General features: G+C 44.5%; 13 protein-coding genes. 9 read left to right on the forward strand and 4 right to left on the reverse strand.

The annotated features are described in order from the left end of the window. The first annotated feature begins 180 nt into the window (after positions 1-180). Both BW716_RS07270 and BW716_RS07275 read left to right on the forward strand, forming a co-directional pair. On the forward strand, positions 181-969 hold the full coding sequence (locus BW716_RS07270; protein WP_083721872.1) for a hypothetical protein: 789 nt from the start codon (positions 181-183) through the stop codon (positions 967-969). Positions 970-1,205: 236 nt separating this feature from the next. Next, on the forward strand, positions 1,206-1,964 hold the full coding sequence (locus tag BW716_RS07275) for an FkbM family methyltransferase (protein ID WP_083721873.1): 759 nt from the start codon (positions 1,206-1,208) through the stop codon (positions 1,962-1,964). Between the two features lie 68 nt (positions 1,965-2,032). Here the strand turns inward: BW716_RS07275 and BW716_RS07280 are convergent, their stop codons facing one another. Genes BW716_RS07280 through rpiA form a run of 4 tightly spaced genes read right to left on the reverse strand, consistent with a single transcriptional unit; the run spans position 2,033 to position 4,530 of the window. Next, on the reverse strand, positions 2,033-2,395 hold the full coding sequence (locus tag BW716_RS07280) for a DUF1304 domain-containing protein (protein ID WP_083722014.1): 363 nt from the start codon (positions 2,393-2,395) through the stop codon (positions 2,033-2,035). Between the two features lie 17 nt (positions 2,396-2,412). Then, complete coding sequence (locus tag BW716_RS07285) at positions 2,413-3,246, reverse strand: sulfurtransferase (RefSeq protein WP_083721874.1); 834 nt, start codon at positions 3,244-3,246, stop codon at positions 2,413-2,415. Positions 3,247-3,259: 13 nt separating this feature from the next. Next, complete coding sequence (locus BW716_RS07290) at positions 3,260-3,814, reverse strand: isoprenylcysteine carboxylmethyltransferase family protein (protein ID WP_083721875.1); 555 nt, start codon at positions 3,812-3,814, stop codon at positions 3,260-3,262. A 41-nt stretch (positions 3,815-3,855) separates the two neighbouring features. After that, the gene (gene rpiA / locus BW716_RS07295) at positions 3,856-4,530 is read right to left on the reverse strand and encodes a ribose-5-phosphate isomerase RpiA (RefSeq protein ID WP_083721876.1); all 675 of its coding nucleotides are present in this window, start codon (positions 4,528-4,530) and stop codon (positions 3,856-3,858) included. A 105-nt stretch (positions 4,531-4,635) separates the two neighbouring features. Between rpiA and BW716_RS07300 the strand changes: the two genes are divergently transcribed. From BW716_RS07300 to BW716_RS07330, 7 genes are all read left to right on the forward strand, one after another. Further along, positions 4,636-5,907 (forward strand): MFS transporter, encoded by a 1,272-nt coding sequence (locus tag BW716_RS07300; RefSeq protein WP_083722015.1) that lies wholly within the window; start codon positions 4,636-4,638, stop codon positions 5,905-5,907. A 77-nt stretch (positions 5,908-5,984) separates the two neighbouring features. Beyond that, on the forward strand, positions 5,985-6,899 hold the full coding sequence (locus BW716_RS07305; protein ID WP_143708772.1) for a carotenoid biosynthesis protein: 915 nt from the start codon (positions 5,985-5,987) through the stop codon (positions 6,897-6,899). A 20-nt stretch (positions 6,900-6,919) separates the two neighbouring features. Further along, positions 6,920-7,258: a hypothetical protein gene (locus BW716_RS07310; RefSeq protein ID WP_083721878.1), complete on the forward strand. Its 339-nt coding sequence runs from the start codon at positions 6,920-6,922 to the stop codon at positions 7,256-7,258. Further along, positions 7,251-8,579: an SWIM zinc finger domain-containing protein gene (locus BW716_RS07315; protein WP_235643531.1), complete on the forward strand. Its 1,329-nt coding sequence runs from the start codon at positions 7,251-7,253 to the stop codon at positions 8,577-8,579. The genes BW716_RS07310 and BW716_RS07315 overlap by 8 nt, the downstream gene beginning before the upstream one ends. A gap of 16 nt (positions 8,580-8,595) precedes the next feature. Beyond that, the gene (locus BW716_RS07320; protein ID WP_083721880.1) at positions 8,596-10,071 is read left to right on the forward strand and encodes a DUF5691 domain-containing protein; all 1,476 of its coding nucleotides are present in this window, start codon (positions 8,596-8,598) and stop codon (positions 10,069-10,071) included. A 23-nt stretch (positions 10,072-10,094) separates the two neighbouring features. Beyond that, the gene (locus BW716_RS07325; RefSeq protein WP_083721881.1) at positions 10,095-11,171 is read left to right on the forward strand and encodes an AAA family ATPase; all 1,077 of its coding nucleotides are present in this window, start codon (positions 10,095-10,097) and stop codon (positions 11,169-11,171) included. Positions 11,172-11,180: 9 nt separating this feature from the next. Beyond that, positions 11,181-13,403, forward strand: a complete 2,223-nt coding sequence (locus BW716_RS07330; RefSeq protein WP_083721882.1) for a DUF5682 family protein — start codon at positions 11,181-11,183, stop codon at positions 13,401-13,403. Positions 13,404-13,424: the final 21 nt, after the last annotated feature.

Consider the following 13,424-nt stretch of genomic DNA (forward strand, 5'->3'; position numbering starts at 1 on the left):
AAAAGTATAAACAACTTCATCAACTATGATGATACCTTTTCGAATAACGTGTAGCCGTATTTCTAACGTCAGTCAGCTTTATTTGAATATTAATTATATTATTATTTATTTTGGTACTTTAATTTAAAGTATAACCCTCCCTATCCAAAAAGTACACTTGAGCGGGACAAAAAATTAAAAATGAAAAAAATAGTACTTGCATCCATTACCTTATCAGCATTGGCCTTTATTTTTTTGGTATCTCAAACAGGCTGTTCAAAGAGTGATCCTGTTGAGACAGATAGCACTTCCCAGTGCAAACATACTATAGTAGGCTTATGGACAGGCGCGTCAGTAAATGTAGCAGGTTCCGGACAAGATTGGAGTGTGTCCATCAGACCGGATGGTACTGTATCTTATGAAAATACAATTCATGATACACGTCAACTTGCTGTTGGTACCTGGGAGCTTAAGCATGACACCCTGACCTTTACGACTGTAGGTGTTTACGGTTATTCAATTTTCCAGGGGGCAGTACAAACATGGACTGCAAAATATGATTCAACCACTGGCAAATTATCCAATGGAACTTACGTAACAACATCACCTAGTGCTGACTCAGGCACTTTTACTTTAACAGAGGTTAATAACACTTGTACACCAGCTATACAAGGTTTATGGACAGGTTCTTCAGTGAATGCTGCAGGTTCCGGACAAGCCTGGAGTGTATCCCTCAGGCCGGATGGTACTGCATCTTATGAAAATACAATTCATGATACACGTCAACTTGCTGTTGGCACCTGGACACTTAAAAATGACACCCTAACATTTAGTACTGTAGCTGTATACGGTTATTCAATTTTCCAGGGAACAGAACAAACATGGACTGCAAAATATAATGCAACCACCGGCACTTTAACAAATGGAACTTACGTAACAACATACCCTGCTGCTGACTCAGGCACTTTTACTTTAACAGTGGTTCAATAGAAATAGCAGAAAGCATTTTTAATCAATATTTCGATAGCCATCTGGCAGTCACAATAAAAAAAGACCCGCTTAATGGGTCTTTTTTTATTGTGATGGAAAAAAACCTATTTTGGCAAGGTAAGGGGTGTTGTTATTTAAATTTTTTATTATTAGTAATTTGGCCGGAATTATGCATTAGAATGACAGCAAGTTGAACCCAATGCTATTTTATATTTGTACAAAATTACACACATATTATGTCCATAAAAGACAGGATCAGGTTTTGGCAATTTAAGAACGAGGCTAGAAAGGCGGATGGTAGTAGCCTGAAGACAATGAACCTTGGCAAGCATAAAATTACTTTTAAGAAAGGAGAAGAAGTGATTCATGGATACCGTGAGCTGTTCAGAGATGGTATCTACACCTTCGCTTCTGATGCTGCTAAGCCGCTGATCATTGATTGTGGTGCGCATATCGGAATGAGTGTGATCTTTTTTAAAGATCTATTTCCTGCCAGCAGGGTGATTGCCTTCGAACCAGATGAGGAGAACTTCAAATTATTGACAGAGAATAGTCGTCAGTTTGCTGATATTACGCTGGAAAAAAAGGCGATATGGATACATAATAAAGGGGTTTCTTTTGCCTCTACAGGAGATATGTCCAGCCATATTGATACCACAGTCACACGTGAGGTAAGTGTACCTAGTGCGCGTTTATATGATTATCTGGATCAGCCGGTGGATATGCTGAAGATTGATATTGAAGGGGCGGAAGTAGATGTGCTAAAGGATTGTAAGGATAGGCTGCATAATGTAAAAAATATGTTTGTGGAGTTTCATGGCAATGTGAATGAGCCGGAGAAGCTGAAGGATCTGCTGGAGATATTCAGGGAGGCTAAGATAGATTATTATATTAAGCAGGCGAATGACTGGGCACCTTATCCGTTTTTGAATATGGAGAGTAAGGATGGATGGGATGTACAGCTAAATATATTCTGTAAGTATGTAAAGCAATAAAAACAAGTTGTATCTATAATAAAAGAAGTTGTATCATAAGTTACGATACAACTTCTTTTTATTTATTTTTACGCCAATAAAGTTAGTACCAACCCAATCAATGCCGGTAGTCCCTGAACAAAGAATATTTTCTTTGCCGCTGTCAGGGCGCCAAAGATTCCCGCGATCACCACACAGCTCAAAAAGAATACCGCAATATTCTTTTGCCATGCAGGATCACTGATAAAGAATGACCAGATCAACCCTGCTGACAGAAAACCATTGTACAACCCCTGATTGGCAGCCAGTCCCTTGGTTGGCTTAAACATTTCTGCTGGCAACTGTTTGAACGTTCGTTTGCCCGCAGTCTCCCACGCAAACATTTCCATCCATAAGATGTACAGATGTTCCAATGCAACCAGACCTACAAAGATCTTCGCAATAATGACCATATTTAAGTTTGTTTTGATTATGCTACCGGACGTGCAGGATCTGTGATCCATTCGCTCCATGAACCCGCATACAGTTTAGGAAAAGGATACCCGGCGTATACAGACAGCAATACATTGTACGCCGCCGTTACACCAGAGCCACAATAAAATACAACATTCCCCTTTGCAAATTCTTCTTTGAAATGATCTTTGTATACAGCAGGAGCTGCTACCCCTTCTGCACCTATCTGTGCATTGAAAGGTTTAGAAATCGCCGTAGGAATATGACCAGCTACCGGATCAATGGTTTCATTCTGCCCCGCATACCTGTCAGCAGTTCTGCTATCTACCAAACAGGTATTACCCGCTTCTATCGATGCCATTACTTCACTCACAGAAGCCAGCATACTATCATTAAAATTTCCTACAAACTGCTTTGGTTGCAAAGGCAAAATATCACCCGTCAAAGGATAACCCGCCGCTGCCCACACAGCCTTACCACCATTCAATACAGCTACCTTCTCATGCCCGGCCCAACGTAGTAGCCACCACATTCTCGCTGCCGCCATAAAACCCGCAGTCGCATCGTACACCACTACCTGTACATTGGCATCAATACCCAGTTTGGAAAGCGTCTTTACCAAAGCTTCTTTTCTTGGTAATGGATGACGGCTGGTTTTACCAGCTATAATTTCGCCGGACAGGTCATAATGCAGATCTGCATATACTGCACCCGGAATATGTGCTTTCTTATATTCTTCTACTCCCCATTTTTTATCCGCCAGGGAATAGCTGCAATCAACAAACAGAAAATTGGGGTCATGCAAATTTTCAAGGGCCTCTTTCGGCTGAATGAAAGTAGTATAGCTCATAATCTTTTATTTTTTAAAACACGAACGGTATTAGTCGCCATGTTTTCTTTTTATACTGTTTATACTCCTCCCCGAAGTTATTGATCAATACCTGTTCCTCTACATGCATTCTAAACAAAAATGCACCGGTTACAGGCAATACCGTGATCAGAAAAGCAATATAGTTATTCATCGCAACTCCATTGCCTACAAAAGAGATCAGCGATCCCAGGTACGCCGGATGTCGTAAATATTTATACACACCAATTTGTACTATCCTGTGATCATCCCGGATCGTTACATCTACCGTAAAGTAATGACCTAGCGTATAGATCGACCAGAACCGGAATAACATTCCTACTACAATCACCGCTATACCAAGTTTAGAAAAATAAGGGTAGCTCGTGATCGGAGCTGCTGTATATTCCGCTAAAAAAGATCCCAGCGGCAATGTAGCCATAATCGTCACCCATATCCAGAGCAACGATTTTCTGTCTGTTTCCTGTTTTTCCTGAGGACCGGAACGGAAAATGCGGTTCAGAAAGATCTCTGAAGCCAGCCAGATAGCGACAATAGTTGTGTATAACATAAAGATGCAGGTTTTTCAAAAGGGTCTGGCGCTCAATCTTTTTAGATGGTTTTTACATCTCCGTTTTCATAGGCAATGATCACAGTAGGCTTCAGATTCAGGAACAGGCCTGTTTCTACAACGCCCGTAAGCGCTTTTAATTGTTGATGCAGCAGCTCCGGTTCACGGATTACGCCAAATGAACAATCGATGATGTAATTGCTGTTGTCGGTAATATAAGGCTGATCGTCTTTCGTTCTGAGAGATGGATTTCCCTGCAGTGCCTGCAGTGTTTTGAATACCAGCTCCCAACCAAAAGGTACGACTTCTATTGGTAATGGAAATTTTCCAAGCGTCTTTACAAATTTTCTTTCGTCACCTACGATCACACGTCTTCTGCTGGCCAGCGCCACAATCTTTTCTCTGAGCAGGGAACCACCGCCGCCTTTTATCAGCTGTCCTCCTTCACTGATTTCATCTGCCCCATCTATATCCAGGTCCAACGTCTGGATTTCGCTGAATGAAGTGATCGGTATGCCCAGTTTGATGGCCTGTTTTTCCGAAGCAATGGAGGTAGCCACTGCCTGGATATTCAATCCTTCCTTCACCATCTGACCGATCTTTTCAATCGCCCAGTAAGCGGTAGATCCTGTACCCAATCCTACCAGCATACCTGGTTGTACCAAAGCAGCGGCCTTTTCGCCAGCGGCTTTCTTAGCTTTTGTGATTGCATCCATGTATATGACTCTTTTGAAATTTAATGCTAGTGTACAGCAATATAAGCCTTATTTTTACGATCCACCTTACACCACATTATGAATATCGACCCGCACAAAGGATCAATGACCACACTACTTCGTATCAGGGCTATCTTCACCGGTTCTGTCGGCAACCTCGTAGAATGGTATGACTGGTATGCCTATGCTGCATTTGCAATTTACTTTGCTCCGTCCTTTTTTCCCAAAGGAAATCCTACTGCTCAGCTACTGGATACAGCAGCTATCTTTGCAGTTGGTTTTCTCATGCGCCCGGTAGGTGGCTGGCTCTTTGGAACGATTGCTGATCGTACGGGTCGCAAAACTGCGATGACATTGTCAGTATTGCTCATGTCACTGGGAAGCCTCATGATTGCAGTCGCCCCTACGTATCAGACTGCTGGCCTGTTTTCTCCTGTTTTATTATTGCTGGCGCGGTTATTACAAGGCCTGAGTGTGGGTGGTGAATATGGTACTTCTGCAACCTACCTGAGCGAAATATCTACACCTGATAAAAGAGGTTTTTATTCCAGCTTTCAATACGTAACCCTCATCGGCGGACAACTCATCGCACTCGGGGTACAATTAGTATTGCAAAAAGTATTTCTCACCCCCGATCAATTGCATGCATGGGGATGGCGCATACCATTTGTAATTGGCGCCTTCCTCTCCCTCTTTGCACTCATCATCCGCCGGCATATGGAAGAAACGATTGCTGTAAAAAAAGGCGATGAAAAACGTGGTTCCCTGAAAGTATTATTCAATGAACATCCCAGAGCGATTATGACTGTGGTAGGATTAACAATGGGTGGTACATTGGCATTTTATACCTACACCACTTATATGCAGAAGTTCCTGGTGAATACCGTACATCTTACCAAAGAAAGATCTACTGTGCTCACCTTCTGGCTCATGCTCATTTATGCCTGCATACAGCCCCTCTGTGGTATGCTGAGTGATAAGATAGGCAGGAAACCTTTATTAATCACATTTGGGGTGGCAGGTACCTTATTTACAGTCCCTATCCTCACTGCGGTAAGTCATGCCAGCACAGAAACGACTGCATTCCTTTTATTATTAACAGCCCTGGTAATAGTAAGTGGCTATACTTCTATCAATGCTGTGGTAAAAGCGGAATTATTCCCTGCACAGGTACGTGCACTAGGTGTAGGTTTACCCTATGCATTGACAGTCGCCATCTTTGGCGGCACTGCGGAATACATCGCGCTGTATTGTAAGAAGATCGGTCATGAACCCTGGTATTATTGGTATGTGACAATTTGTGTGTTCATCTCCCTGATCGTATATGTATTTTCTCGCGATACAAAAAAGACATCATACATGAATAAAGAATTATAAAACGCTGCCATAGGAAATTTCAAATCCAGCCGAAAAATCCTCCCTGCTGCCGCAGACCAATCCAAACTTAATTATACATGAATCGTCCATTTGCCGATATGCCTTACGGCTATCCCCCCGCCATCTGCTATCCCCTTACCGAGATATGCATGTACATTCTTTTTTTAGGATGCCTCTACCACGCATGGAAACAAGGTATTTCTAAACTCGCCTATTTATTAGGCGGCTTTGGTTTCGGCCTCCTCCTCGAATATGTAAACGTAAGAGCCAATGCAGGTTACAGATACGGCCACTTCCTCCTCATGATCGGCGACATACCCGTAGGCATCGGCGCTGGCTGGGGCATCATCATGTACACTTCCCGTCTCATTACCGAAAGTATGAACATGCGCACCTGGCCTGCCGCCGCCATGGAAGCCCTCCTCGCTCTAAGCATCGACTGGAGCATGGATGTAGTCGCGTATCGCCTCCACATGTGGCACTGGAACTGGGAAACGATCATCAATCCATCCGTCGCCTTAAGTGCACAATACTTCGGCGTACCCTGGGGCAATTTCTACGGCTGGTTATGCGTCGTATTTTTCTACTCCCTCTTTTCCCGCTATTTAGAAAAGACCCACATCTGGAAAATAGCAATTCCCCTGTTTGCCATTCTCATTTCACAAATCGCCTTATACGTCACCCTTTTCCCCATATCTTTTTTTCTAAAAGATCATTTTAATATCCTGAGCGCAGATAAGCTAGTATTTACCCTCCTTTTCTTTGCAATGCTAACAACAATTGAGATAATTAAAATGAAACGACAACCACTGAACTTACCCTTCATCACCTGGCTGGTACCGGCATGGTTTCATAGCTACTTTTTCTGCTGGTTATTCATCGGTGGCTTTGCGGCTGAAAATACCTGGATGACCATTCTCAGCGTCCTGAGCTTATTAGTAGGAACGCTTATCCATTGGCTATTGATTTTAAATACTAAATCCCGAACTTAGTGACCACTAATTAATCAATCATGGAAAAGGAAACAAGGGCACTTAAGATCAGCAAAATTGCAGCAAAATCGGCCATCCGTTTATTTGTCATCATCGTATTTGTAGGCGCACTCCCTTTTGTCACAGGCGAACAACCCTGGAGTAAAAGACTGGAAGGTGCACACTTCGTCATCCCAAATAAACTGACCCTGATAGCCCCTGCCCTGCTCTTTGTAGGCTTGCTCACCCTGATCATACTGGTCATCAAAAAGAAATACGCCGTTATTGATTACAACTGGCTGCTGGTACTGAATGCAGTCATCCTGCTGGCGTATATCACCATCATTTACATCAGGTTATATTCGCTCATTTTTGTATAATAAATATCTACAAATATCTACTCCATTGCTCCTGACAGAAGAACATGTACTCGCCTTGGCCCCGGATGACGCTTCCCGTAAAGCGGGATCCGCATTGGCAGGTCCGGGAAAATGGGTAAGCAAAGGCGCCAACTCTGACGCATTATGGGGGGAATGCCAGGGAAGCGGCAGCAAGCCGTATCAAACCCAGGTAGACATCGTAAACGTAGCTTTCAAATGCAGCTGCCCCAGTCGAAAATTCCCCTGCAAACATGGTATAGGACTCATGCTCCTCTATGCCCGGCAAAAAGATACCTTCACGGACAATACACCCCCTGCCTGGGTGAGTGAATGGCTGTCCAAACGCACTGAAAAGAAAGTCGAAAAAACAGATAAACCTGTAGACGAAACTGCGCAGGCAAAAAGACTACAGGCACGCCAGCAAAAAGTAGCCGATGGCATCACAGAACTCATGCTCTGGATGAAAGATATCGTCCGGAATGGCCTGTTGCAGATACCTGAAAAAGGAGACGCCTACTGGGAAAATATGGCACGAAGAATGGTCGATGCGCAAGCGGCCGGCCTTGCAGGAATGGTACGTGCACTTGGCGAAACAAACTTCTATAGCGAAGGCTGGCAAAATGCGTTTCTCGATCAGCTCCTGCGCATCTATCTCGTGGTACAGGGGTATACCCAAAGTGCTGGGTTAGATGAACCTTTACAACAGGAACTCCGTGCCCTGATCGGTTTTACCCAAAACCAGGAATTCCTGAAGCAACAACCCGGTATCAAAGACACCTGGCTGGTACTCAGTAAACAGATCAATGAAGAAGAAAACCTGATCACAGAACGCTACTGGCTCTATGGTCAACATAGTAAGCAATCCGCATTGGTACTTCAGTTTTATGTTAAGAACCAGACACGTCCTGAAGTATTGATTACACCCGGTATTGCACTACAGGGTGAACTGGTTTACTTTCCTTCGCCTACGCCACTCAGAGCCATTATCAAATATCCTATCTCCAACATTTCGCTGCCAGCAGTATCAGGTATGGAAGGCTGGGCACAGGTCACAGATACTGAAACTTCGCTGTACGAACAGATGCCTGTACGCAGTGAGCGCCCTTACATTGTACAGCAATTAACACCTGTTCAGCACAATCTGCAATGGTGGCTAAAAGACCAGGAAGAAAGACTGATGCCCCTGAAAGCAGGCTATGCAAACATCTGGAAACTACTCGCCCTCAGTGGTGGTCAACCATTGAACATGGCACTGCTGGGCAAAGAACAACAATACGAACCTTTAGGCGCATGGCATAACGGCTCTTATAAACTATTGTAATCGCGGGACAAAACTTATGTGGAATAATATTGTTAACACCGTCTTGTTAGGTACAGGCAAAAAGCAACTGCGCAAAGACGATTTCCCACCTGCATTATCTGCCGTAGCTGATACCGTACTGGGAAATAAATCGCTGGATGTGGAAACACAGTTTCTGCACCTCGCCGCTATTGCGCTCAACTATCGCCAGAGTGGCGTCACTGCACTACAAGACAGCAGTGTCACCCTCGAACCTGCACCTGCCGAAGTACTGCCCTATTGTAATCCTGCTGCATGGCAGGCATTACACACTGCGATCGACATGGGACTACAGGCACTCATTCTCTACTGGATGGAAGCCTGTGCCGCAGCACAACAACTGGCGCCTCCTGAATTCATTCCTACCCTGATGGATATGGCCATCAGGGAAAAACAATGGAGAAATATCGCTGTCACCGTTTGTGGCAAGAGAGGTGAATGGCTCGGCCAACTCAATCCGGCATGGGCTTTCAAAAAGGCTGACACCAACGAAGAATGCTGGCAAACAGGATCACTGGAAGAACGCAAACAGGTACTGTCTTCAATCAGACAGGAAAACCCTGTGCAAGCCAGAGAATGGCTGCAACAAACCTGGTCACAGGAAAACGCTGCTACCCGTGCTGAACTTCTGAAGGTATTGCAGATCAATGCAGGTGAAGAAGATGTACCCTGGCTGGAAACACTGCTCACCGACAAAAGCTCGAAAGTAAAAGACGAAACATGGACATTGCTCAAACAACTCCCCACGTCTGCTATCATCCAGGCTTACTGGCAGTTATTGCAGCATAGCATCACACCTTCTAAAAAAGGATTGCTGAATAAGAAGTCGCTGGACATCGAATTGCAACTACCTTCTGATAAGCGGATTGCTGATTCAGGCATCCAGTTATTAAGCAGTTCAAAAAGCGTAAGCGATGATGCTTTCATTCTCTATCAGCTCACAACATATGTACCACCTGTATGGTGGGAAAATTATCTGCAAACAGATAAGAAAGGTGTAATCACTTATTTCAACAATACTGAGCTCACACAGCAATTTAATCAGGCATTGGGTTTAGCCGCCATCCGCTTCAAAGACCTGGAATGGCTGCAGCTGATCCTGAAAGAAAGCAAAGAGTTTTTCAAAGATGCACTGGATGCCTTACCCGTTCACGAACAGGAAGCCTATGCACTGAGATTCTTTGAAAAAGAACCACAGTTTCTGATCCGCTTTCTCAGCGAACGTGATTATGAATGGGGACTTCCTGTGACCAGAGAACTATTCAAATGGATTGCTAAAAACCCTTACCAGTACAACCGCAATTTCTTTGACAAGCAGGTACAGAATATACCCTTGTCAATAGCAGGTGAGCTGGAAAGTTTCGCACCTGAATTGCCCGCCTATCAGGCTACCTGGAACAATACGACAGAACACATCAAAAGATTATTGACCTGCAAGGCAGCCATCAATAAAGCTTTCATCAATAAAAAATGATCACCTTTTTAAGCAGATAAAAAATGTCCAACATTTTACGTCAACACGCGGAACAACTGTTCGCACAGGAACTGGAAGAACTGCAAAAGCAGGATACTGAAAAGCGTCCTTACATGTGGAAATTATCTCCACAAACCGTAGTTACTTACCTCATTGGTGGTACACTGAAAAATGGATTTGAAATACAGCCTAAATACATTGGTAACCGCCGTCTCATGGAGATCGCAGTAGCCACTCTTACTACAGACAGGGCATTGCTGTTATACGGCCTGCCTGGTACTGCCAAGAGCTGGGTAAGCGAACATCTTGCTGCTGCTATCAGTGGCGACTCTACCCTGATCGTACAGGGTACCGCCGGCACTGGTGAAGAAGCTATCCGTTATGGCTGGAACTATGCCCGTCTGCTGGCAGAAGGACCCACCCTGGGCGCTATCGTGGAAACTCCGGTAATGCGTGCCATGAAAGATGGTAAGATCGCCCGTATCGAAGAACTGACCCGTATCGGTGCAGATGTACAGGATACCCTCATCACCATCCTCTCTGAAAAGACACTGCCTGTCCCTGAGCTGAATACTGAAGTAATGGCCCAAAAAGGCTTTAATATCATCGCGACAGCCAACAACAGGGACAAAGGTGTAAACGACCTTTCCAGCGCCTTAAAACGCCGTTTTAATACTGTTATTCTCCCTGTTCCTGACAACATGGAAGAAGAGATCGACATCGTGAGGAGAAGAGTAGAAAGTTATGAAAAGGTAATGGACCTGCCAGCTGAGAAACCAGCCCTGACAGAGATCCGTCGTATCGTAACCATCTTCCGCGAACTGCGTAGCGGTATCACTGCCGATGGTAAGACCAAGATCAAAATACCAAGTGGTACACTCAGCACTGCCGAAGCAATTTCTGTAGTGAACAATGGCCTGGCCATGGCTGCTTACTTTGGTGATGGTTCTCTCAAAGCAGCCGATATCGCTGCAGGTATTATCGGTGCTGTGATTAAAGATCCCGTGCAGGATAAAATTGTATGGCAGGAATACCTTGAGACTGTCATCAAAACAAGAGAAGAGTGGAAAGATATTTACCGGGCATTCCGGGACCTGTAAACGTATACTATGTCAATTCATATACTGGGCATACGGCACCATGGCCCCGGTTCTGCCAGGAGAGTACGCTCTGCCCTGGAAAAGATCAAACCGGACATCGTGCTGGTAGAAGGCCCGCCAGATGCTGATGGTATACTGGAATGGGTGGGACATGATGAATTGAAACCACCGGTAGCAATTCTCGTATTCCAACCCGATGATCCAAAGAAAGCTGTGTTCTACCCATTCTCGGAATTTTCTCCGGAATGGCAGGCAATCCTGTATGCAAGACAAAATAAGATCCCTGTCAAATTCATGGATCTGCCAATGGCTCATCAGTTTGAACTGCGGCATCAACCCACTGCTGATTCTTCTTTGAATAATAATGTGGTGGTTCCTGATGCAGAAACACTCAGGCGTAATCCTATCGCATGGCTGGCTGCTGCTGCTGGTTTTGAAGAAGAAGAAACCTGGTGGGAACATGAATTCGAATACCGCCAGGATGAGGAACAGGTATTCGAAGCCATCACCGAAGGCATGCATGCCCTGCGTACAGACCTTCCTCTCCCCTACGATAGAGAAGAACAATTGCGTGAAGCATGGATGCGTAAAACCATCCGTCAGGCAGAAAAAGAAATGTACACAGAGATTGCAGTGATATGTGGTGCATGGCATGCGCCTGCACTCACGCACATGCCTAAAGCAAAAGATGATAATGAACTGCTCAAAGGATTACCAAAAGTAAAAACAGCGGTATCGTGGGTACCCTGGACATATAACCGTTTGAGTTACAACAGTGGCTATGGTGCAGGCATTAATTCACCCGGTTGGTATGAGCATATCTGGAATTATCCCGCTGATGATGGTACCCGCTGGATGGCTCGCGTAGCAAGACTGTTCAGGGAAGAACAAAAAGATATCTCCGTCGCACATGTGATGGAAGCAGTTCGTCTTGCCACAGCATTAGCATCACTTCGTGGTTTACCAAGACCAGGATTGGAAGAGCTAAATGAAGCAACACTCAGTGTACTCTGTAATGGTGAAGACATCCTGATCAAACTGATCGAGAAATCTTTGATCGTCAGTGATAAGATTGGTGACGTACCTATCGATGTACCTCGTCCGCCATTGCAGACTGATATCGAAAAACTACAAAAGAAACTGCGCTTACCACAGACAGCCGATTTCAAAGATTACACTTTAGACCTCAGAAAAGAAAACGACCTGGAACGAAGTATCTTCCTGCATCGTCTTGAACTCTTGGGTATTAAATGGGGGGATCGTTATGATGTATCTGGTAAAGGTACATTCAAGGAACAATGGCGATTGCAATGGGATCCCTCTTTATCTATCGATATCATTGAAAGAGGTAGCTGGGGCAACACGGTAGAAGAAGCCACCAACAGTTATGTAAAATATCGTGCACAGGAAGCAACTTCCCTGAAAGAAGTATGCGACTTACTGGAAAGCGCGATACCTTCAGAACTGGATGCTGCCGTCGATTTATTAATCCGGCAGATCAATAACCTAGCTGCTGCAACAGGCGATGTAATGCAGCTGATGACGGTATTGCCAAACCTTGTACAAATCAGCAGATATGGTAACGTACGGAAAACAGATGCTGCACTGGTAGAAGGTATCATCAATGGTATGATCACCCGTATCTGCATCAGTTTACCTACTGCCTGTACAAGTCTTGCAGAAGATGCGGCAACACAGCTGTTAGAGTTATTCTACAATATGAACGATGCAATCCTCCTATTGCAACAGGATGATCTCACTACACAATGGCAACAGACATTATCTTATATCGCACATAATAATAACACTTCGCCTGTGATCGGTGGATATGCTACCCGCTTGTTATCTGATCACAGACAAATTACAGGCGCAGAACTGGTCAAAGCATTCAGCTTCGCGATGTCTACTGCCAATTCTCCTGCTGTAGCTGCGGCATGGCTGGAAGGTTTCTTAAAAGGAAGTGGTACATTATTGTTAGTAGATAATGATCTGTGGACAGTGGTGAATAACTGGATGAACCAATTGGAGCAGGATACATTCACACAACTGCTGCCTTTACTGAGAAGAACATTTTCAGGATTCAGTAAACCTGAAAGAAGAAAGCTCGGTGAGAAAGCAAAAAGTGGTGTCTCCACAGGTAGTGCGGCTGCAGCTGTCGAATTGCATTTCGATGAAGCGCGTGCAGGAAAAGGTATTCCGATTGTAATGAAAATGCTGGGACTTAAATCATAAAAATAAGCTGCACTGAAAGGT

It is taken from the genome of [Flexibacter] sp. ATCC 35208, from assembly GCF_001975825.1.
In the GTDB taxonomy this organism is placed as follows: domain Bacteria; phylum Bacteroidota; class Bacteroidia; order Chitinophagales; family Chitinophagaceae; genus Chitinophaga.